A 20,896-nucleotide genomic window follows, 5' to 3' on the forward strand; every position below is an offset into this window, starting at 1 on the left:
GGCGCGCGCGCTCAGCGCGCGTCCACGCTGGTATGCTCCACGCGGTCGATGACCGCGGCCGGGCGCTCGCCCAGGAACTCCACCCACTGCTTCTTCAGCGCACGGTAGTGCTTCGCCGCCTCGACCAGGTCGAGGAAGCACTCGATCGTGCTCTCGAACCGCTGCTGCAGCGTCGCGTTCGACAGGCGCCCGTTGTCGCCGAACGCCTCGTGCGCCTGCGCCAGTGAGAACATGTCGGGATAGACGCGCGCGCCCAGGTGCTCCAGCGGCACGCGCAGCGCCCACAGCCCGCGGTTGCCGCCCACCATCGACGGCGACGCGGAGAGCAGCAGCAGCTGCCGCCCGTTCAGCGGCTGCGGGCGATGGCGCGACACCCAGTCGATCGTGTTCTTCAACACGCCGGGCATCGACGCGTTGTACTCGGGCGACGCGATGATGCACGCGTCCGCGGTCACGAGCCGGTCGCGCAGCCGCCGCGCGCCCTCGGGCAGCCCGTCCTCCTTCTCCGCGTCGCCGTCGTACGAGGGGCAGTCGAAGTCCGACATCGCCGCGCGGTCCGCCACGCCACCCTTCTCGCGCACCACCGTTTCGGCGAGCGTCGCCAGCCGGTCGTTCAGCGAGTGCTGGCGCAGCGACGCGGCGAAGATCAGCACGCGCACGGGGCGGCGGTCGGTGGACTGCTCGTCGGTCGGCATCAGCGCACCTCGCGCCGTTCGGGTTGGTGGACGGTCAGCGCGCCGCGGGCGGTTCCACGAGGCGCGCGGAGAGCCAGCGCGCCACCTCGGCCACGCTCTCGGACGTCATGGCGTGTCCCATCGGCAGCTCGCGGTAGTCCAGCCGCAGCGGGAAGCGCGCCAGCGTCTCGCGCGCGCCGCGGGCGTAGTGGACGCCGAGCTTCTGGTCGTCCACGCCGTGCACGATCAGCACCGCCTTCCCGTCCAGCGCGGCATCGGGCGCGGCGTGCGGCAGCACCTCGGGCAGCAGCCGGCCGCTCATCGCCACCACGCCCGCCACGCGCTCCGGCGCCGTGAGCAGCGTCGCCAGCCCCATGATCGCGCCCTGGCTGAAGCCGGCGAGGTGCACGCGCCCCGGGTCCGCCTCGTAGGCCGCGACCGCCTCGTCCACGAAGCGCGCGATCGCCGCCCAGCTCGCGGCCGCCTCGTCGGCGGCGATCGCCGGCCCCTGCGGCGTGAACGTCACGTGGAACCACCCGAACGCGCGCGGCCCCATCACGTGCGGGCCGCGCGCGCTGACGATCAGGAAGCGCGGGTCCATCGCGGGCGCGATCGCCAGCATCGCCTCCTCGTTCCCGCCGACGCCGTGCAGCAGCACCAGCAGCGGCGCGCGCTCGCCGGGCGCCGGCGGCGTGACGGGCGGGCGCACCAGGTGCACGAGCGAGAGCGCAGCCGTCTCCTGCGCCATCGCTCAGCCCTCCGCGCGCAGGCGCACCGTGGTGCCCCATGGATCGGTGGCGAGCGCGTCGCGTCCCTCGCGCGTCACCACGTGCCCGCCGCGCGTCAGGCTCTCGGCCGCCGCGTCGACGTCGGTGGCGGTCGGCAGCACGATCGTCCACTCGGACAGCCGCGCGTCGTCGTCGGTGGGCGTGCGCGCGCCGCTGCCGGCCCACGTGTTGGTGCCCAGGTGGTGGTGGTAGCCGCCCGCGCCCAGGAAGAGCGCGCCCGGGTACTGCCACACCATCCGGTCGAAGCCGATGCCGTCCGCGTAGAACGCCGCCGCGCGCGCCACGTCGCCGACGTGCAGGTGCACGTGGCCCATCACCGTGCCGGCCGGCATGCCCGTCCACGGCGCATTGCCCGCCGCCTGCACGAGCGACGCGACGTCCACCGGATCGGTGGCCATCATCAGCTCGCGGCCGACTCGGCGCCACGTCTCGCGCGGACGATCCGCGTAGACCTCGATGCCGAGTCCGTCGGAGTCCTGCAGGTAGAACGCCTCGCTCACGAGGTGGTCGCCCGCGCCCGCGCGGACGCCCGTCTCCGCGAGGTGCCGCACGAAGCGGCCGAGCGACGCCCGGTCGGGGAGGAGGATCGCGAAGTGGTAGAGGCCGAGCCGGCCGCGCTGCGTCATCGGCCGCGCGCCGCGCCGCTCGCGCAGCTCCACCAGCGTCGCGTCGTCGCCGTGCGCCGCCAGCCGCGCCGACGTCGCGTCGCGGTCCGTCACGCGGAGGCCGAGCGTGCCCTCGTAGTACGCGATCGAGCGCGCGAGGTCGGCGACCTGCAGCCGCACCGCGCCGAGGCGCGTCGCCTCGGGGAGGCGGTAGCCCGTGGGCGCCTGACCGTAGCTGCCGGGCGTGGCCGGCGCGACGTCCGGCGTCGCGCCGAAGATGTCCTGCGTCGTCGTGCCCATGATCGTGGTCTCCGTATGGGTCAGCGCGCGCCACTGCGCGACGCGATGCGGTGGTCGAGCGAGTAGCGGCCCGCGCCCGTGAGCAGCAGCGTCAGCGCGCCGGCGCAGAGCGTCAGCACGAACTCCACGCCGTTCGGCGCGAAGAAGCCGGCCGCCGCGTGCACCAGCACGATCGCGCCCAGCATGTCGAGCGCGAGGCCGACCGCCGCGAGGCGCGTCAGCAGCCCGGCGACCAGCGCCAGGCCGCCGAGCAGCTCGACGAAGCCGATCAGCGGACCGGTGACGCTCGGCAGTGGCGCGCCCATCTGCGCGAAGGCGCCGCCGACGCCCGCGAAGCCGAACACGAACAGCTTCTGCCACCCGTGCGCGGCGAAGACGATGCCGACGATCACCCGCAGCACGAGCAGTCCGAGGTCGATGCGCGGAGCAGGGCGGAGGGCGGAGGCTGCGGTCGTCATCGGATTCTCCGGCGTGTAAACGTCTGGTGTGACAACACGTTTGAGGGCGGACGAACCGGGCGGCGGTCAGCCGCCCTGTCGTACCAGCGCCAGCAGGTCGATCAGCGTCTGGAGCTGCTCTCGGCTCAGGTGGCCGAGCTGCTCGCGGTGCATCTCGACCAGCGGGGCGTCGAGGCGGTCGAGGAGCGCGAGCCCGTCCGGCGTGATGCGCGTGCGGACCAGCCGGCGGTCCTCCGTGCTGCGCTCGCGGGTCACGAGCCCCGCCTCCTCCATGCGGTCGAGCAGGCGGGTCACGTCGGGGACCTGCGAGACCAGCCGCTCGCCGATCTCGTTGCGGCACAGGCCGTCGGGCCCGGCGCCGCGCAGGATCCGCAGCACGTTCAGCTGCGTCCCCGTGATCCCGAACTCGCGCAGCGACTCCTGCGTCCGGTGCTTGAGCACGACGGACGTGCGCTCGATGGAGAGCGCCGCCTCCTGCTCCAGGCTCTGGAAGGGGCGGGTCTGGCGGATCTCGTCACGTAGCGTGAGTGGCATGCGGGAACATTAAGTGTTGTGACACTATTTCGCAAGGGGCGGCCGTGCCGCGTCACCGAGCAGCGGCGGTCCGCTTGCGCGACGCGAGCGGGCCCTTCTCGAGCGCCGCCTCGAACGGCGCGTACTTCGAGCCCGGGTGCCAGAGCACCCAGCCGTCGTACCCCGCATCGTACACGGCCTGCTTCTGCTGCCGCACCTCCTCGGCCCCGTAGTCGGGCTTTCCGAGGCTGAACGCCTGCAGGTACGGCCGCACGTTCTCGCGCCCCGTGATCCCGAGCGCGGCGTCGCGCTCGCGGGCGCGCTTGATCGCGCGGAAGACGATCTGGTACGGCTCCGCGTTGGGGCGCGCGACGCCGAGGCTTCCCGGCGGATAGTGCGACGGATACACCATCGGCAGCAGCACGTCGGTGACGGGCGACAGCCGCTCCCAGTGCTGCGCGACCTCCAGCGGGCCGCCGACCGTCGTCACCAGCCCGAAGATGTCGGCGGTCGTGCGCACGCCCAGCTTGTCGAGGCGCGCATTGGCCGTCTGCAGGAACTCCCTGATCGCGTCCGGCTTCGACTGCCCCTTGTCGCCGGGGAAGACCTGCCGCGGCAGCGACGCGTACGGCTCCGGAAAGCGGATGTAGTCGAACTGGATCTCGCCGAAGCCGAGCCGCGCCAGCTCCTCCGCGACGCCGATGTTGTAGTCCCAGAGCTCGCGCTGGTGTGGATCGACCCACGCGAGCCCCTTGTGGTCGCGCCAGATGGAGCCGTCGGGGCGGCGGATGGTCCACTGCGGGTGCACGCGCGCCGTCACCGAGTCCTTGAACACGACCAGCCGCGCGATCGGGAGGATGCCGTGCGCGCGCAGCGTGTCGGTGAGCGCGCGCACGTCGCGCAGCTTGGCCATCTCGCCCGCGTTCTGCGCGAACGCGGGGTTGGCCGAGCGGTAGTTCAGCCCGAACTCGTCCTTCAGGTCGATGACGAGCGCGTTGACCTCCGTCGAGTCGGCGAGCGCCACCAGCTCGCGCATGCGCCGCGCGCTCTGCGCCGCGAACCGGTTCACGTACAGCGCGCGGATCGCGGGCGACGCGGCACGCGCGAGGGAGTCGGCGACCGCCGCGCCCGGACCGCTCGGCCCCTGCGTCGTGTCGGGTGCCTGGCCGTCCTTCGCCGTCGCGCCGGCGGGTCCGGGCTGGGGGGCAGGCGCCGCCGCGGGCTGCGGGCCAGCCTCCGCGCGGTGGCTGTCGCAGGCGGCGGTCGCGGTGGTCGCGATGGCGAGCAGCGTGGCGAGCGCGTGACGGACGCGGACGCGGCGTGTGGGCATGCGGGCGAGAATCGGGACGGGCGCAGGGAGCCGGAACGGCTATATTCCGTCCGCGATGTCCGTGCCCGCCCCAGCCTCCGCCCGCTCGTCCGGCGCGCCAGGCGCACCCCCGCGGGTGCGACGTGGCGTGCGCGCGCGCGTCCGCGCGGGGCTGCTCGCCGCGAGGCTCCTGGCGCTCGCGGGCTGCGGCGACGGCAGCGCGCGCGCGACGTCCGGCATCGAGCTCCTGGTGGCCGCGGGCGACTCCACCTACTGGATCGCCGCCGACACCGACGGCACCGCGGGCGCCCGCATGCGCGCCGCGCCGCTGCTGCTGGCGCGCTGGGACGGCCGGCTCTACGAGGTGTACGCCGCCGACGACGACCGGTCGTACTACGACGCGGTCTTCACGTCGCAGCGCGTGTTCCGGCGCGACCTGCTGCGCGGCGACTCGCTGGCGGTGTTCGACGACCCGCGCGTCGGCACGCTGGCCGACCGCTACGCCGTCGCCAACCCGTACGAGCGCCCGCTCGCGCCCGAGGAGGACGCGGCGGAGGAGCCGGCGACGGTCGCGACGTCCGAGGTCACGCTGCTCGACGTCTTCGGCCCGTACCTGACGGTGGAGCATCGCGCCGACGTCGAGAGCCGCGGCGACGCGCACGAGCACCGCCTGCGCCGCTCCGTCGTCGACCTGCGCACCGGCCGGCGCGCGTCGCTCGACGAGCTGTTCGACGCGCGCACGGCGGCCGCGCTGACGGCCGACGGGCGCCGCCGCTTCGCCGCCGCCGTGGACTCGGTGCGGCAGCTGGCCGACGGCGAGCCGCGCGACGCGGCCGCGCAGGCGCTGCGCGCGCTGCGCTCGCTGCGGTTCGACGCGACGAGCTTCGGCCTCACATCCGTCGACGCGGGGCCCGCGGTGGTCTTCGTCGCGCTCGGCAGCGACGCGGAGGGGCGCGCGGTGTCGCTCGCGCTCGCGCCGCTGCCGGCGCCGGCGCCGCTCTGGTGGCGGCGCGACGTCGCGCGCACGCTGCCGCGCTGGCGCCCCGACTCCAGCGAGGCGCGCGTCCCGCTCGGCCGCGCGGCGGAGCTGGTCGCGCGGCCCGTCGCGGGCGGCGGGACGCGGCTCGCGCTGCGCGTGCCGGGCGCGCGGCGCGCGGTGCCGCTGGGCGACGTCGGCGCGCCCGTGCACCAGGTGCTCCCGCTCTCGCGCGCCGTGCTCTCCGACTCCGCGCGCCGCGCGCTGCGCCGCGCGTTCGACGAGAGCGCGTTCTACGGCGACGTGACTACGAGCGTCAGCTGGCGCCCGGGCGTGGCGCCACGCGTGGCGCCACGCGTGGCGCCACGCGTGGCGTCGCCGTCGCTCGCGCGCCACACGTCGGCCGCGTCGCACTGACGCGCGCCGACGCCCGATCCTCCCGCACACCCGCATGTCGCTCTTCACCCCGCGCACGCCGCGCGAGAGCCAGCACGAGACGTCCCAGCTCATGATGCCCGAGCACGCGAACAACCTCGGGCACGTGTTCGGCGGCGTCATCCTCTCGATGATGGACACCGCCGCGGCAGTGGCGGCGTTTCGCCACGCGCGCAACAATTGCGTGACCGTCAGCATCGATCGCGTCGACTTCCGGGAGCCGATCCACGTCGGCGACCTGGTCGTGATGAAGGCGAGCGTCAACTTCGTGGGCCGCACGTCGATGGAGGTCGGCGTGCGCGTCGAAGCCGAGGAGCTCACGACGGGACGGCGCCGCCACACCAACTCCTGCTACCTGACCTTCGTCGCCGTGGACCGGAACGGCCGTCCGATCGAGGTGCCGCCGCTGCGCCCCGAGATGCCCGACGAGGTGCGCCGCTACGAGGCGGCGCGCGAGCGCCGTCGCCGCCGTCTCGAGGAGCGGCACGCGGAGCAGGGCCGTGCGCCCGAGCCCGCGAGCGCGACGCCCGCCCCGACCGCATGATCCGTCCACCGCGACCCGACCCGAGCCCACGCTCCGTGTCACGCCTCGAACCCGCCGTTCCCGAGACGCTCTACACCGTCGACCGCGCGAACCGCACGCTGCCGTACGTGCGGCGGATCGCCGAGGACCTGGTGCGCGACTACGCGCGCTGGCGTGCCCGCGTGCGCGCGATCGAGGTCGCGGGCTCGGGCGCCCGCACGCCGCTCCCGGCGGAGACGCAGCGCCGCCTGCAGCGCGAGACGCAGGAGCTGGCCTCCGACATCCAGGCCTCGCTCGGCGAGCTCGCCGCCATCGGCGTCGAGTGCAAGTCGCTGGACGAGGGCCTGATCGACTTCCCCGCGCTGATCGACGGCGCGCCCGCGTACCTGTGCTGGAAGGTCGGCGAGACGACCGTCGACTGGTGGCACCGCCGTGACGCCGGCTTCGGGGGCCGGCAGCCGATCGAGGGCGCGATCGTCACGGCGCCCGTCGCCGCGTCGGCCACGATGTCCGGAGGGCCCGCATGAAGCCGTGGAAGCTGGGCCTCCAGGACTCCGCGCGCCGCGCCTTCCGCGGGCCGGACGGGACGATGTGGACGGTCGAGGTGCGCGCGCCGGGCGCGAGCAATGCGATGGTGGTCTTCCTCCACCCCGACGCGACCTCACGCCAGGACCGCTACAACTGGTTCCTCGCGACCGGCCCCGAAGCGAGCGATCCCACCGCGCGCCTCAGCTCCGCCGACGTGCTGAAGTCGCTCGACGACCGGGCGCTGTTGCGGCTGTACCGGAAGTCGATGCGGGTCGATAGCCACGTACCCCGTTTCGAACCAGGATAAGGCCGAGGACGGAACGGCGGAAACCGGTACGGCGGAAAGCGGTACGGCGTGAAACGGAACGGCGGACCTCTCGGCTTGAAGCGTCAAGCTCGAAGGGTCCGCCTTATCGTTTCACGCCGTTCCGTCCTCCGCCGTATCAGATCTCGCGGTACGGCACTTCGATCTCCGTCCCGTCCCGCACCACCGCGCACTCCGGGAAGAGCTGCCTCGCCTGCGCCTCCAGCTCGCGCGCGTCGCGCGAGTAGCGCGCCGAGATGTGCGTGAGCGCGAGGCGCCGCACCTCGGCCACGCGCGCGACCTGCGCGGCCTCGCGCGCGGTCGAGTGTCCCGTCTCGCGCGCGCGGTCCGCCTCGTCGTCGGCGAAGGTCGCCTCGTGCACCAGGAGGTCGGCGCCCTTCGCGACGTCCACCGTCGCGGCGCAGGGGCGCGTGTCGCCGGTGATGACCACCGTGCGGCCGGGGCGCGTGGGGCCCACGAGCGTCGCCGGGTCCACCGTGCGGCCGTCGTCGAGCGTGATCGTCCGGCCGCGGTGCAGCTGGCCCCAGAGCGGGCCCTCGGGCACGCCCAGCTCGCGCGCGAGGTCGGGGTTGAAGCGTCCGCGGCGCTCCGGCTCCACGATCGCGTAGCCCACCGCCACGCTGCCGGGATGCTCGACCTCGTACGGCAGGATGGCGTACTCGTCGCGCGCGATCGGCGTGCCCGGCTCGACCTCGAGCACCTCGATCGGGAAGGTGAGGCGGTCGCCGCCGAACGCGGTCGCCTGTCGCAGCGCGCGCGCCGAGCCGCGCGGGCCCCAGAGGCGGAGCGCCGCGGTGCGCCCCTGCAGCTGCAGCGTGCGCGTCAGCCCGATCACCCCCAGCACGTGGTCCGTGTGCATGTGGGTGAAGAAGATGTCGTTGAGCGCGAACGAGATGCCGTAGCGCATCATCTGGCGCTGGGTGCCCTCGCCGCAGTCCACCAGCAGCGTCTCGCCCTCGCGCATGACGGCGATCGACGAGACGTTGCGCTCGACGGTGGGACGCGAGGCGGCGGTGCCGAGGAAGCGGAGGGTCAGCGACATGGGCGCGGAATATAGCCGGGCCGGGTGACGGGTCGCGCGGCACACCGTGGGCGCGATCCCTGCGACCACGGCCGACGATTCCTGGGATCCCATGTTGGATCCCGCTCCCCGTCGCCCGTGAGAGGATGCCGATGGCCGCACCCCCCGACGACCGCGCTTCGCGGCCGCGCGTGAACCCCGACGACCGCGTGGATCTCTATCCCGCGCAGATGCCCGCGCAGCACCAGGAGGAGCCGGGGCTCGAGGCCGACCTCACGCTCCGTCCGCAGTACGAGGCGCCGTCGTATCGCGCCGCGGGGAAGCTGCACGGCAAGGCGGCGCTGATCACCGGCGGCGACTCGGGGATCGGCCGCGCGGTGGCGGTGCTCTACGCGCGCGAGGGCGCCGACGTCGCGATCGTGTACCTCCCCGTCGAGCAACGCGACGCCGACGAGACGAAGCGGGCGGTGGAGGCCGAGGGGCGCCGCTGCGTGCTGATCGCGGGCGACGTGACCGACGCGGCGTTCTGCCGCGAGGCGGTGGAGCGCACGGTGCGCGAGCTGGGGAAGCTCGACATCCTCGTCAACAACGCCGCGCACCAGAAGGACAAGGAGAGCATCGCGGACATCACCGACGAGGAATTCGAGAAGACGTTCCGCACGAACATCTTCGCGTACTTCTGGTTCGCGCGCGCGGCGCTGCCGCATCTGAGGCCGGGCTCGAGCATCATCAACACCGGTTCCGTAACCGGGCTCGAGGGTAGCAAGACGCTCCTCGACTACTCGGCGACGAAGGGCGCGATCCACGCTTTCACGAAATCTCTGGCGCAACAGCTCGTCGAGCGAAAGATTCGCGTGAACTGCGTGGCGCCGGGTCCGGTATGGACGCCGCTCAACCCGCAGTCGAAGCCCGCGGAGCAGGTGGCGGAGTTCGGGAAGGACACGCCCATGAAGCGACCCGCGCAGCCGGAGGAGATGGCGCCGGCTTTCGTGTTCTTCGCGTCGACGGCGGACTCGAGCTACATCACCGGCGAGGTGCTCGCGCTCCTGGGCGGGGAGACGACGGCTGGCTGAAGGACGCAGGACGGCACGGCAGCTCGTGGACGGCAGCTCGTGATGGAACGCGCCCCGCGGCCCGGCGGCGCGTTGCAGTGGCGGCCCGGTGCGGCATTCCGTGAGGGGTGGCGCCGGTCCGTTCGCAGGCGGCCTCGGGTGCAAATCGGCGCACGAGGCCGCCGACGGCCCGCAGTTTGCTCGCAGGGGCCGGCACGCACGCACGAGAGAGGCGGCGGGATCCTGCTCCGCGGCGACGCATGCTGGTCGCCGATGGGAGCGCAGTCCGGGGCACGAGCGTGGAGGGAACCACCATGGCCGGCAACGCGAACGGAAACACCAACGGGAACGGCGGGAAGAGCAAGCGCGGCTTCGCGTCGATGGATGCGAACCGCCAGCGCGAGATCGCCAGCAAGGGCGGCCGCGCCGCGCACGCCAAGGGGACCGCGCACGAGTGGTCGTCCGACGAGGCGCGCGTGGCCGGGCAGAAGGGCGGGATCGCGGTGAGCCGCGACCGCGCCCACATGGCCGCCATCGGGCGCGAGGGAGGCGAGTCGCGCAGCCGCGCGAGCCGCATCCAGCGCGAGCAGCAGCGTGGCGGCGTCTCGCCCGACCGCGAGATGCAGCGCATGGTCAGCCGTGAGACGAGCAGTCCGTCGGATCGCGGGCAGTCTGGCGGGAGCGGGCTGCGTCAGAACACGAGCACGGACGCGCGGGACCTCGACGCCCGCTAGGGCGCCGATCGCAGGACCCACCCGTCCGGCACGACGCGCCCGACCCGCGAGGCCGGCCGCCACGCACGCCGCCCCGTCGCGCTCCCCTCACCGGAGCGCGACGGGGCGGTGTGCATGCGGGGGTGTGGCCTGGCCGCGCGGCCAGTCTCACCGGGGCGAGGGGGTCTGTGACGTCCGTGCGGGGTGCGGCGTCCATGCTGCGGACGCGATGGCCGAGGCGTCCGGGCGACACCGTCGCGTGCTTGACACGGCAAGCTTCACCGCTACATTTCCCTGCGTCGGTTCGGCCCCGGCGACCAGTCGCGGGGCCGTTTTCGATCCCATCACGGGGCTGTAGCTCAGCTGGGAGAGCGCACCGTTCGCATCGGTGAGGTCAGGGGTTCGATCCCCCTCAGCTCCATAAATCGTACGGCAAGTTCGACGGTACGAGGCTTGCGATTCAGGATTACGCTGCCCGCCGCTGCTCGGTAGGACGGAGAGTTCCAATGACAGCGCGCGTGGCTAGCGTCACGTGACGCGAGAGGCCGAAGACTCACACGAGTCCTCGGCCTCTCGCATTTCCGGCCGTCTCGGTCCTCAGGGCTCGGCGGTGGCCGTGGCGGCGGCGCCGGTCAGCGTGGCGCCGAGGTCGGCCCGCATCGCAAACAGCAGCTCGGCCAGGAAGCGGTTCTCCTCCACCTCCGCGCGGCCGGAGAAGTCGTCCATCGCGCGGGAGCCGAGCGCGCCGAACCAGCGGACGATGGCGCTCTCCTTGACCGCGACGTCGAAGCGCCGGACGAGCAGCGTCTGCCCCGCGTCCGAGTCGCGCAGCGCGAGGCGCAGCAGCATCCCCTCGGCCTCGAACGGCCGGTTGAGGGTCCCGCTCATCAGGTGGCGGACGCCGAGGGGGATGTGCCACTCGGGGGCGCGCCGCCAGCGGACGTTCCAGCCGCGCTCGTGGGCGCCGCGCACGGCCGTCATCTCGCCGACCAGCTGGTCCATGCCGACGTCGAAGACCATGTAGTGGATCCGCGCGTCGGTCCGCAGCTGCACGGTGTCGGGCATCGGGCGCGCCGGGCCGTCGAGCGCCAGCAGCGCGCCGTCGGCGCGGGTGCGGAGACGCACGGTGAGGACGTCGTCGCGGAGCCGGAGCTCGAGCCAGCGCGCGCTCCCGCGGGCGTCGGTGAGCGCGAACGCCATCTTCGACGGGTGGACCCACTTCTCGACGTACGCCGCGAAGGCCGGCATCGTCGCCTTCAGCCGGCCGGTCTCGAAGCGGGCGCGGATGTCGACGACGCGCGAGCCGTCGGCCAGCGGGGTGCTCCGCGCCTCCTCGAGCGTCAGCAGGCGGCCGAGCGCGGCGGCGGTGCGGGGGAGGCCGGTGCGGAGGACTGGCCGGAGGTCGGCCTGCGGGCGTGCCAGCTGGGCGATGCCGAGGGTCATCGCGCTGGCGACGTCGCCCGCGCGCGCCCGGCCGACCGCGTGCTCGACCGCGGTGTTCCACTGCCACTCGCCGTCGCCGCCCATCCGCGCGAGGCGCATGACGTGGCGGGCGTCGCCGGGCTTGTCGGGCGCCGGGACGTCGGACGCCGCGCGGAAGGTGTAGCGCCGGCCGTCGGAGCTCCCCTCGAGCTGGAGCGTCCGCGTGCTGGCGGCCTGCCCGGTCCACACCGAGGTGTCGCCCCAGACCTTCGACGGCGAGAGGGCGTGGCGGGCGAGCTTGCCGCGCGCGGTGGTGAACTTGGCGTTCCGCTGCACGTCCACGAAGCGCACGCCCAGGCCGCCGAAGAAGTCCTCGACGTGCGCGCGCGCGGCCGCCGGCGAGGGGCCGAAGGCGCGCGCGGCCCCGTCGCACGACGCGACCGCGAGGCACGCGAGCGCGGCGGTCAGGGGGCGTGCGATGCGGCTCGTTTCGGCGGGCAGCGAATGGCTTCGGCGAGGCTCTGACAAGGGCGCGGCAGGGGACGGCGGGGGTTGCGACGGCTTTCGGGGCCGGGTACAATACTAAGCCTCGCGCGAGCTGTTCCGGTGCGCGCGGAGATCGCTGCCCCTTGGTGTAACTGGCAACACGTCTGACTCTGGATCAGAAGAGTCCTGGTTCGAGCCCAGGAGGGGCAATCGGAAGCCCGGCAACGACTTCGGTCGACGCCGGGCTTCTTCTTTTCGCCAACGACGGAACGCCCCGCATCAGCTCGTGATGCGGGGCGTTCCGTCGCTCGGTACGGTGAGCACGGAGGTCTTCAGCCGTCGATCTCCACCGTCAGCGCGCCGAGCTCGTCCGCCGCGAGCACGCGGTCGATGTCGAGCAGCAGCTTGACGCGCCCCTGCGACTTGCCGAGCCCCAGCAGGTACTCGGTGCGCACGCCCGAGCCGAAGCTCGGCGCGTCCTCGATCTCCGCCCCCGCGATCGCCGAGACCTCGCTCACCCGGTCCACCACGATGCCGACCGGCACCGCGCGGCCCGTGGGGCCCACCACTTCCACGACGATGATGCAGCGCACCGCCTCGGCCGCGGCCACCTCGGCCTCCGTGGCGCCGGCGAGGGCCTCGGCGGCGCTCGCCATGCCGAAGCGCTCCCGGAGGTCCATGATCGGGATGACCTTGCCGCGCAGGTTGATGACGCCGCGGATGAAGGCCGGGGTCCGCGGCACGCGCGTGATCGGCTGCAGGCCGATGATCTCCTGCACCTTCAGGATCTCCACGCCGTACTCCTCGTCGGCGAGGTAGAAGGTCAGGAACTTCCCGCCGCGGTCCTGCGCCGCGGCGGGGGAAGCAGTCATGCTCATCGCGAATCGTCTCCGGCTCAGATGGTGGCGTGACGGCGGTCCGCGCGCGCACGGCCGCGCGGGCCGGCACGATCCGCCACGAAGACGTTGCGGGCGACGGGCACGTGGTCATCGTGGTCCTCGACGACGCTCGCGCGCACGCCGGCCGACGCGTCCGCATCCAGGCGGAAGCCGGCGACCACGTCCTGCAGCGTCTTCGCCTGCGCCGAGAGCTCCTCGGCAGCGGCGGCGCTCTCCTCGGCGTTCGCGGCGGTGTGCTGCGTGACGCCGTTCATCTCGCCCAGCGCGTCGGTGATCTGCCGCACGCCCGACGTCTGCTGCTCGGCCGCCGCGGTGATCTCGGTGACGACCTGCGTCGTGCGCGCCACGCGGCGCGTGACCTCCTCGAACTCGGCCGCCACTTCCTGCCCGAGGCGCACGCCGCCGTCCACGCGCTGCGCGCTCTCCTCGATCAGCGTGGCCGTGTTGCGCGCCGCCTCGGCGCTGCGGAGCGCGAGCGCACGGACCTCCTCGGCGACGACCGCGAAGCCGCGCCCCGCGTCGCCCGCACGCGCGGCTTCGACCGCGGCGTTGAGCGCGAGCAGGTTCGTCTGGAACGCGATCTCGTCGATCGTGCGGATGATCTTCGCGGTCTGGTCGGCCGAGCTCTTGATCGCGCCCAGCGCGGTGCCGAGCGCGGTCATCTTTTCGGCGCCCGCCGACGCGCCGCTCTGCGTCGCGGTGGCGAGGTCGCGCGCCTCGCGCGCGTTCTCCGCCGTGCGCTCGGCCATCGCGTTCAGCTCCTGCACGCTGGCGGCGATCTCCTCGAGCGACGCGGCCTGCTCGCTCGCGCCCTGCGCCAGCGCCTCGCTGCCGCCGGCGATCTGCCCGCCGGCCGCGGACACCTGCTCGCTCGCCGCACCGACCTCGCGCAGCGCGTCCGCCAGCGCGTCGACGGCGCCGTTCAGCGCTTCCTTCACGCGCGCATGGTCGCCGACGTACGCACCCTGCACGCGCGCCGTCAGGTCGCGCTTCGCGAGGCGCTCGAGCACCGCCGTCGACTCCTGCATCGGCTCGACGACGGCGTCGAGCGTCGCGTTCACGCCACCGACCAGGCGCGCGAAGGCGCCCTCGAAGCGGCTGGCGTCGCCGCGCACCTCCAGCTGGCCCGCGTGCGCCGCGCCGGTGAGCGTCTCGACCTCGGCGCAGACGGTGCCGACCGTGTCGCGCATGCGACGGAATGCGGTGCCGAGGACGTCGTGCTCGCCGCGCACCGGCACGTCGGCGGAGAGATCGCCACTGGCGACGCTGCCGGCCGCCGTCGCGAGCGCGCGCTGCGTCGTCACGAGGGCCGTGTACGCCGACGCCAGCTGCCCGATCTCGTCACGGCCGGTGACGGGCGCCTCGTGCCGCGTGTCGCCCTCGGCGAGCGCGCCCAGGCGCTCGGCCACGGCGCGCACCGGACGGGCGATCGCGCGCGTCAGCAGCATGCCGAACAGGACGCTCAGCATCACCGCGACGAGCACCGTCACGCCGATGAGCCAGCGCGCCCGCTCGTACGTGGCCTTCGCGGCGTCGCGCGCCGTGGCCGCGCCGTGCTGGCCGAGCGCGATCTCCGCCTCGAGCGCGACGGTGGACGAGTTCGCGTTCGGCTGGACGCCGGCGAGCGACGCCTTCGCGCTCTCCTTGTCGAGCCGGCGCGAGGCCTCGAAGATGGTCGGCACCGCCGCGGTGTACGTGCCCCACTCCGAGGTGAAGCGCTCGAAGAGGACGCGCTCCGAGTCGCTCGCGATCATCGGCTGGTAGCGCTTGCGGGCGGCGTCGAGCGAGTCGCTCGCGGTCTTCACCTTCGCCTCGATGGGGGCGAGCTTCGTCGTGTCCTGCTCGATGAGGTGGTCGCGCAGCGCGATGCGATACGTCAGGAACCACTTGCGCGTGGTCGCCAGCGTGGTGACGCGGACCAGCCACTGGTCGGCCACCTCGACGGTGGAGCCGTTCACGGTGGCGAGCTGCTTGAGCGCGAAGCCGCCGAGACCGGCGACGACGACGGCGAGCGCGCCGAACGTCAGCGCGAGCTTGCGGCCGAGCCGCAGGTCGGAGAAGAAGCGCATGGAAGGGCCTATGAGGAGGCGGTGCGGGCGGCGTCGCGGCATCGCGCGACGCGCCGTCGTCACCAGGAGGTCTGGACGTTCAGCAGGAGCTGCGACGCGCGGGGCGCGAGGTGGCCGTGGAACGAGCGCACCTGATAGTCGATCTGCACGGCCGAGTTGCTGCCGCCGAGCGCGAGGTTGACGCCACCGAGGACGTCGGTCGCGCGCGCGGTCGCGGCGGAGGACTCGTTGTGCGTGTCCGGATCCCAGACGTCGTAGCGCGCGACCAGGTCGACGCCGCGCCGCGCGCGCACGCTCGTGAGGCCGTAATAGCCCGCACGGTGCGTCGCGCCGTCGGTGCCGGACATGAACTCGGAGCGTGCGACGATGGGGCCGGCGGCGTACTGCGCCTCGGCGCCGAGGCGATCGCGGCGCGCGTAGTCCGCGCTCGGGCGACCGCCGTACACGCCCGACGCACCGACCTGCAGCCCCGGGACGAGCGCGCGGAGCACGACGCGCCCGGCGAGCGACTTCTGGTCGTTGCGATCGATGCCGTTCTGCGACTCGCCGCTGCCGTTGAAGGCGCCGACCGAGTAGTCGACGTGGCCGAGCGTCGAGCCGCGCACCAGCACGCCGACGTCGCGCACGTCACCGAAGGCGCCGCCGCGCGCGCGGTCCGCGGCGAACATCGGCCGCTCCACCGTCTCCAGGCGTCCGCTGCCCTGCATGCCCGCGAAGCTGAGCGGGACCTTGGTCTGGCCGACGTCGATCGAGATGCCGGCCGGCGCGTGCACCGTGACCATGGCATCCTGCAGGATCTGGCTCGCGAGATTCACCGTCTCGTCGGCGAGGACGCGCTGGCCGTTGACCGTCACGTACGTGGGCGTCACGGAGAGCGCCTTCGCCGCGTCGATGCCGAGCGCCCAGCCGACGCGCCGACCGAGGTCGCCGTTGAGGCGGAGCTCCGCGCGACGCAGCCGGAACGAGCTCCGGCTGGACGTCGTGTGCGTCATGTACCAGGCCTGGAGCAGGCCGTTGATCCGGATCGTGCCCGCGCCCGGGAGCAGCGTCGGCTGGGCGGGCGCCGCGGGAGCGGGCGCGCGGCGCGTCGTGGTGTCGCGCGCGGTCGTGTCGCGCGCGGTCGTGTCGCGCGGAGCCGTGCCGTCCTTCGGCGCGGCGCGGCTGGTGTCCGGGCTGGCCGCCGGCGAGTGCTGCGCGAGCTGCGTCGGGCGCGGCTCGGGCCGCGACTGCGCGGGGGCGGCCGACGCGGCGAGGCACGTGGCCGCCCCGAGGAGGGACAGGCGAAGGGCGTTGGACATGGGGGGCGTCCGGAAGGGGAACGCTGCGGGCCGGCGCCGGGTGGGAACGGCGGGAGACGCAGGGCGCGCCGGGGGCCGACCGGCCATGCGCGCAGGGGAGGGGGGAGAGCCAGGGATCGGCTCAAGCCCGAGTCTCGGACTCCCGGATGACAGCCAATACCATGAAGCCCGATACGATTTCTTCACGGAGCGGCGGCGCCGGCGAGGGAGTGTCGGGTCACGTGCCCGGTCTGCGTATCGGAGGGCATGCGACGACCGTCCGGCCCGGCCCGGCGGAGACGGCCCGCGCTTGACCGTGCCGCCCGGCGACCGGATCGTGGAGCGTCGTTGGTGGCTGCCCCGATGTCCGCACACGCCGATTCCCGGGAGGGATCATGGACGCCAGCCGTCGCGAGTTCCTGGGCCAGTGCAGCGCCGCCGCGCTGACGCTCGCCGCCGTGCCCCACGCGCTCGCCGCCGCCCCCGTCGGCGTGCCCGCACGCCGTGCCGCGGGCGCGCCGGACTGGGACACCAGCTGGACGAAGCGCATCACCGGCAAGCACCGCGCGGTGTTCGACGTGCCGGAGATCGAGAGCGGCTACGGCGTCTGGCGCGCCTCCATCTGGGCCAACCAGTACCAGCAGGTGCTCGGCGCCGCGCCGAAGGACATCGCGACCGTCGTCGTGCTGCGGCACAACGGGATCTCGCTCGCGATGCAGCAGAAGTTCTGGGACCGCTACGGCGTGCCGCGCGCGCTGCCGGTGATCCACCCGGTGAGCGAGAAGCCGACCGACCGCAATCCCGTGCTGCTCGCGTCGTCGCGCGGCGAGGTGCCGGCGGCGTACGATGCGCTGGCGCTGGACCAGGCGATCGCGCGCGGCGTGATCGTGCTGGCGTGCAACCTCGCGTTCGAGGATCCGATCGCGCTCGTCGTCGCGAAGGACGGCGCGACGCCCGAGGCCGCGCGGAAGACCGCGCTCGACCACCTGGTGCCGGGCGTCATCATGCAGCCGTCGGGCGTGTTCGCGACGGTGCTGGCGCAGGAGAGCGGCTGCGCCTACGTGCGCGCCAGCTGAGGGGAGGCGGCGTCCCGCGTCCGACGCCGTCGTACGGCCACGTCCGACGCAGGTCGCGCCGCGGTCCGACAGACACGGGGAGGCCGGCCCCCGAGATTCTCCACCGTCACCCTTGCCGATGGAGAGTCCCGTGAGCCGGCTGCCCCACCACGCGCTGCTCGAGAACAACCGCCGCTGGGTCCGCGAGCGCACCGCCGAGGACCCGGAGTTCTTCCGCCGCCGCGCGGCGCGCCACGAGCCCCGCTACCTGTGGATCGGCTGCTCGGACGCGCGCGTGCCGGCGGACGTCATCACCGGCACCGAGCCGGGCGAGATGTTCGTGCACCGCAACATCGCGAACCAGGTCGTGCCCGGCGACGCCAACCTGCTCGCGGTGCTCCAGTACGCGGTGGAGGCGCTGGGCGTGCAGGACGTCATCGTCTGCGGCCACGAGGAGTGCGGCGGCGTGAAGGCCGCCCTCGGCGCGGCGGCGCCGCCGGCGGTGGACCAGTGGCTGATGCACGTGCGCACGGTCGCGCGCCTGCACGACGAGGAGCTGCAGGCGCTCCCGCCCGGCGACGCGCGCATCGTGCGGCTGGTCGAGCTGAACGTGCGCGAGCAGGTCTACAACCTCAGTCGCACGCCGGTCGTGCAGCGCGCGTGGGCGCGCGGCCAGACGCTGCGGATCCACGGACTGGTGTACGGGCTCCACGAGGGGCTGCTGCGCGACACGGGCGTCACGATGGACGGGAGCCCGCTGATCGGGAGCGCGCCCATCGGCGCGCCGAGCGGCGCCCCGAACGCGCTGCCGGGCCTGCGCCACCGCCAGGTCGAGGAGCTCCGGGCCGGCTGAGGCCCGCGCCCGCGGGCCGCGCGCGGCCCGCGGGCGCGGCCCGCGGTGTACCATTCGCGGAGGGACGGCGCGCCGGGATGCGCCCGGCGCGCCCCTCCACGGCCGGACGCCGGCCGTATCGCCGATCGTCGTCCGTCGTGAGCACCTCCTCCGCCTCCGCCGCACCACGCGCCGCGACCGCCGCGCGCGTCACCGTCCCGTCCGCGCCCGTGGTGCCCGCCACCGCGCCGGCGCGCCACGGGTGGCGCCGCGCGCTGCTCGAGGCGCCGCTGCTCCGCAAGCTCGTGCTCGCGGACCTGGTGATCAACGTCTCGGCGTTCTTCGTGATGCGCGAGGCGCGGCAGGCGTGGGCGAACGAGATCATGCTGGCGTCGCTGATGGTGACGCTGGTGCTGAACGCGCTGCTGGTGTACTGGGCGCTGCTGCCGCTGCGCGCGCTGGAGGCGACGGCGCGCCGCGTGTCCGCCGGCGACCTCGCGGCGCGCGTGCCCCTGTCGCTCACGGCCGACCGCGACCTGACGCGCATCGGCGTGACGCTGAACACGCTGCTCGACGGCGTCACCGCCGACCGGCTGCGCATGCGGGCGCTGGCGGCGCAGGTCATCAGCGCGGGCGACCAGGAGCGCGCGCACATCGCGCGCGAGCTGCACGACTCGACGGCGCAGCAGCTCAGCGCGCTCGAGATGCTGGTCACGTCCTCCGTGCGCGAGGTGCCGGCCGGCGCGCTGCACGAGCGGCTGGCGGTGATGCGCGAGATCGTCGTCGAGTCGCTGGCGGAGGTGCGCACGCTGTCGCACAACGTCCACCCGCGCGTGCTGGACGATCTGGGGCTGGTCGCGGCGCTGGAGTTCCTCGCGCGCCGGACGCGCGAGCAGAGCGGCGTCGAGACGCGCGTCGTCTCGGACGTGCGCGGCACGCTGCCGCCCCCGGTGGCGTCGGTGTTCTACCGCGTGGCGCAGGAGGCGCTGCGCAACGCGGTGCGCCACGGCGCGCCGTCGGACGTGCGCATCGGCCTCGTGGCGACGGACGGCGCGAGCGCGCTGCTGGAGGTCACGGACGACGGCGAGGGCTTCGACGTCGAGGCGGCCGAGCGGTCGCGCGAGGGGATGGGGCTGTTCGTGATGCGCGAGCGCGTGGCACTGATCGATGGACGGCTGGAGGTGGAGAGCCGCCCGGGGCAGGGCACGACGGTGCGCGCGCGCGTGCCGCTCGCGCCGGTGCCGGCGGCCGAGGTGGGCGCGTGACCGCGGGCGCGACGGCGCGCATCCGCGTGGTGCTGGCGGACGACCACGGCGTCGTGCGGCTCGGGCTGCGCACGCTGCTGAGCGCCGCGCCGGACGTCGAGGTCGTGGGCGAGGCCTCGGACGGGCACGAGGTGCTGGTGCTGTGCGAGCGGCTGGCGCCGGACATCGTCGTCATGGATCTCTCGATGAGCGGCATGGACGGCGTGACCGCGACGCGCGAGCTCGCGCGCCGGCGCGGGCCGGCCGGCACGACCCCGCGCGTGCTCGTGCTGACGATGCACGACGAGGAGGAGTACCTGATCCCGCTGCTGGAGGCCGGCGCGAGCGGCTACGTCGTGAAGGACGCCGCGAGCACGGAGCTGCTGGACGCGCTGCGCGCCGTGGCGGCGGGGCGCGTGTACGTGCGGCCGTCGGCCGCGCACGTGCTGGCCGCGGGCTGGACGCGCCGCGCGCAGCAGGACGCGACGCGCGCGCGCTACGAGTCGCTCTCCGAGCGCGAGCGCGCGGTGTTCATCCTCATCGCGCAGGGCTACACGCCGTCGCAGATCGGCGAGCGGCTGCACATCAGCGCCAAGACCGCGGACACGTACCGCCGCCGCATCAACGACAAGCTGGGGTTCAGCGAGCGGGCGGACTACGTGCGCCACGCGCTGGAGCTGGGGCTGCTGACGTCCTCGGGCGAGACGCCGCCGGCCGTGCGATAGGCTCGGGCCGCGCGCGCGAGATCGTCGGGCGTGTTGACGCTCGCCAGCAGCGTGCGCGGATCGCCCAGCGCGGCGAGCGCCGTTCCGCCGAGCATCACGGCGCCGACCGCCCCGCCCAGCGCCGCGGCGCGGCGCTCGCCCGCGCGCAGCAGCGCCTCCGCCTCGCGGACGCACGCGGCGTCGTAGTACGCGCACAGCGGCTCGGCGTGGCCGTCGGGGTGAAGCGAGAGGGCAGCGCGCGCGCCGGCGCGGCCGAGCGCGAGCAGCGCGTCCAGCAGCGCCGGTGTGACGAAGGGCATGTCCCAGGCGACGACGAGGACCGGCGCGCGCGCGTGCCAGAGCGCGGCGTGCAGGCCGCCCAGCGCGCCCATGTCGCGATGGACGTCGCCGACGACGCGGACGCCGGGCAGCCAGTCGCCGGCGTCGGGCGCGTGGGCGACGAGGAGCAGCGGGTCGCACGCCGCGCGGAGCGCCGCCGCGACGCGGTCCACGATGCGGGCGCCGCCGAGCGTCTCCAGCCCCTTGGGCCGGCCGCCGAAGCGCGACGCGCGGCCGCCGGCGAGGATCACGCCGGTGGGCCGCGGTGCGCGCTCGTCACGGGGCTCGCGGTGGGCCATGGGGCGGATGGCAGGGGCTTCATGACGCCGGGGGCGGCCGACGTCCGGAC

Annotated in this window: 22 protein-coding genes and 2 tRNA genes; 12 read left to right on the forward strand and 12 right to left on the reverse strand. The window is 74.2% G+C overall.

Features of this window, described 5'->3' with window-relative positions; translation table 11 throughout:
• Nucleotides 1-11: 11 nt before the first annotated feature.
• The 6 genes from rosag_RS03830 to rosag_RS03855 form a co-directional block, all read right to left on the reverse strand.
• On the reverse strand, nt 12-695 hold the full coding sequence (locus rosag_RS03830; protein ID WP_284348710.1) for an NADPH-dependent FMN reductase: 684 nt from the start codon (nt 693-695) through the stop codon (nt 12-14).
• Nucleotides 696-729: 34 nt separating this feature from the next.
• Entirely contained in the window at nt 730-1,422 is a 693-nt protein-coding gene (locus tag rosag_RS03835) for an alpha/beta hydrolase (RefSeq protein ID WP_284348711.1), read from the reverse strand.
• Between the two features lie 3 nt (nt 1,423-1,425).
• Complete coding sequence (locus rosag_RS03840) at nt 1,426-2,367, reverse strand: VOC family protein (protein WP_284348712.1); 942 nt, start codon at nt 2,365-2,367, stop codon at nt 1,426-1,428.
• Nucleotides 2,368-2,387: 20 nt separating this feature from the next.
• Complete coding sequence (locus tag rosag_RS03845) at nt 2,388-2,825, reverse strand: DoxX family protein (RefSeq protein WP_284348713.1); 438 nt, start codon at nt 2,823-2,825, stop codon at nt 2,388-2,390.
• A gap of 66 nt (nt 2,826-2,891) precedes the next feature.
• On the reverse strand, nt 2,892-3,359 hold the full coding sequence (locus tag rosag_RS03850) for a MarR family winged helix-turn-helix transcriptional regulator (RefSeq protein ID WP_284348714.1): 468 nt from the start codon (nt 3,357-3,359) through the stop codon (nt 2,892-2,894).
• 52 nt (nt 3,360-3,411) lie between these two features.
• Nucleotides 3,412-4,668 carry a putative glycoside hydrolase gene (locus tag rosag_RS03855; protein ID WP_284348715.1) on the reverse strand — a complete coding sequence of 419 codons (1,257 nt, stop codon included), beginning with the start codon at nt 4,666-4,668 and terminating at the stop codon, nt 3,412-3,414.
• A gap of 127 nt (nt 4,669-4,795) precedes the next feature.
• Here rosag_RS03855 and rosag_RS03860 point away from each other — a divergent pair, with 127 nt between their 5' ends.
• From rosag_RS03860 to rosag_RS03875, 4 genes are read left to right on the forward strand one after another with little or no spacing between them, the layout of a single operon-like run.
• Complete coding sequence (locus tag rosag_RS03860; RefSeq protein WP_284348716.1) at nt 4,796-6,040, forward strand: hypothetical protein; 1,245 nt, start codon at nt 4,796-4,798, stop codon at nt 6,038-6,040.
• Nucleotides 6,041-6,074: 34 nt separating this feature from the next.
• Nucleotides 6,075-6,602 (forward strand): acyl-CoA thioesterase, encoded by a 528-nt coding sequence (locus rosag_RS03865; protein ID WP_284348717.1) that lies wholly within the window; start codon nt 6,075-6,077, stop codon nt 6,600-6,602.
• A 35-nt stretch (nt 6,603-6,637) separates the two neighbouring features.
• Entirely contained in the window at nt 6,638-7,108 is a 471-nt protein-coding gene (locus rosag_RS03870; RefSeq protein ID WP_284348718.1) for a DUF2203 domain-containing protein, read from the forward strand.
• Nucleotides 7,105-7,416: a hypothetical protein gene (locus tag rosag_RS03875; protein ID WP_284348719.1), complete on the forward strand. Its 312-nt coding sequence runs from the start codon at nt 7,105-7,107 to the stop codon at nt 7,414-7,416. The genes rosag_RS03870 and rosag_RS03875 overlap by 4 nt, the downstream gene beginning before the upstream one ends.
• A 136-nt stretch (nt 7,417-7,552) precedes the next feature.
• Here the strand turns inward: rosag_RS03875 and rnz are convergent, their stop codons facing one another.
• Entirely contained in the window at nt 7,553-8,476 is a 924-nt protein-coding gene (gene rnz, locus rosag_RS03880; protein ID WP_284348720.1) for a ribonuclease Z, read from the reverse strand.
• A gap of 209 nt (nt 8,477-8,685) precedes the next feature.
• Between rnz and rosag_RS03885 the strand changes: the two genes are divergently transcribed.
• From rosag_RS03885 to rosag_RS03895, 3 genes are all read left to right on the forward strand, one after another.
• Nucleotides 8,686-9,528 (forward strand): SDR family oxidoreductase, encoded by an 843-nt coding sequence (locus rosag_RS03885; RefSeq protein ID WP_345784816.1) that lies wholly within the window; start codon nt 8,686-8,688, stop codon nt 9,526-9,528.
• A 293-nt stretch (nt 9,529-9,821) separates the two neighbouring features.
• Entirely contained in the window at nt 9,822-10,241 is a 420-nt protein-coding gene (locus rosag_RS03890) for a KGG domain-containing protein (protein ID WP_284348722.1), read from the forward strand.
• A gap of 327 nt (nt 10,242-10,568) precedes the next feature.
• A tRNA-Ala gene (locus rosag_RS03895) sits at nt 10,569-10,641 on the forward strand.
• 176 nt (nt 10,642-10,817) lie between these two features.
• On the opposite strand, the gene rosag_RS03900 is transcribed toward rosag_RS03895, so the two are convergent.
• Nucleotides 10,818-12,170 carry a hypothetical protein gene (locus rosag_RS03900; RefSeq protein WP_284348723.1) on the reverse strand — a complete coding sequence of 451 codons (1,353 nt, stop codon included), beginning with the start codon at nt 12,168-12,170 and terminating at the stop codon, nt 10,818-10,820.
• Between the two features lie 95 nt (nt 12,171-12,265).
• Here rosag_RS03900 and rosag_RS03905 point away from each other — a divergent pair.
• A tRNA-Gln gene (locus tag rosag_RS03905) sits at nt 12,266-12,338 on the forward strand.
• Between the two features lie 122 nt (nt 12,339-12,460).
• On the opposite strand, the gene rosag_RS03910 is transcribed toward rosag_RS03905, so the two are convergent.
• The 3 genes from rosag_RS03910 to rosag_RS03920 are packed head-to-tail and all read right to left on the reverse strand — an operon-like array spanning nt 12,461 to nt 16,394.
• Nucleotides 12,461-13,000: a chemotaxis protein CheW gene (locus tag rosag_RS03910; RefSeq protein ID WP_284348724.1), complete on the reverse strand. Its 540-nt coding sequence runs from the start codon at nt 12,998-13,000 to the stop codon at nt 12,461-12,463.
• 23 nt (nt 13,001-13,023) lie between these two features.
• The gene (locus rosag_RS03915; RefSeq protein WP_284348725.1) at nt 13,024-15,096 is read right to left on the reverse strand and encodes a HAMP domain-containing methyl-accepting chemotaxis protein; all 2,073 of its coding nucleotides are present in this window, start codon (nt 15,094-15,096) and stop codon (nt 13,024-13,026) included.
• 59 nt (nt 15,097-15,155) lie between these two features.
• Complete coding sequence (locus rosag_RS03920) at nt 15,156-16,394, reverse strand: porin (protein ID WP_284348726.1); 1,239 nt, start codon at nt 16,392-16,394, stop codon at nt 15,156-15,158.
• A 374-nt stretch (nt 16,395-16,768) separates the two neighbouring features.
• Here rosag_RS03920 and rosag_RS03925 point away from each other — a divergent pair, with 374 nt between their 5' ends.
• From rosag_RS03925 to rosag_RS03940, 4 genes are all read left to right on the forward strand, one after another.
• On the forward strand, nt 16,769-17,449 hold the full coding sequence (locus tag rosag_RS03925; protein ID WP_284348727.1) for a hypothetical protein: 681 nt from the start codon (nt 16,769-16,771) through the stop codon (nt 17,447-17,449).
• A gap of 130 nt (nt 17,450-17,579) precedes the next feature.
• Nucleotides 17,580-18,281: a carbonic anhydrase gene (locus rosag_RS03930; protein WP_284348728.1), complete on the forward strand. Its 702-nt coding sequence runs from the start codon at nt 17,580-17,582 to the stop codon at nt 18,279-18,281.
• A 137-nt stretch (nt 18,282-18,418) separates the two neighbouring features.
• The gene (locus tag rosag_RS03935) at nt 18,419-19,525 is read left to right on the forward strand and encodes a sensor histidine kinase (protein WP_284348729.1); all 1,107 of its coding nucleotides are present in this window, start codon (nt 18,419-18,421) and stop codon (nt 19,523-19,525) included.
• Nucleotides 19,522-20,229, forward strand: a complete 708-nt coding sequence (locus rosag_RS03940; protein ID WP_284348730.1) for a response regulator transcription factor — start codon at nt 19,522-19,524, stop codon at nt 20,227-20,229. Before rosag_RS03935 ends, rosag_RS03940 begins: the two co-directional genes overlap by 4 nt.
• Here the strand turns inward: rosag_RS03940 and rosag_RS03945 are convergent.
• Nucleotides 20,160-20,846 (reverse strand): molybdenum cofactor guanylyltransferase, encoded by a 687-nt coding sequence (locus tag rosag_RS03945; protein ID WP_284348731.1) that lies wholly within the window; start codon nt 20,844-20,846, stop codon nt 20,160-20,162. The genes rosag_RS03940 and rosag_RS03945 overlap by 70 nt on opposite strands.
• Nucleotides 20,847-20,896 lie beyond the last annotated feature (50 nt).

This window comes from Roseisolibacter agri (genome assembly GCF_030159095.1).
GTDB lineage: Bacteria > Gemmatimonadota > Gemmatimonadetes > Gemmatimonadales > Gemmatimonadaceae > Roseisolibacter > Roseisolibacter agri.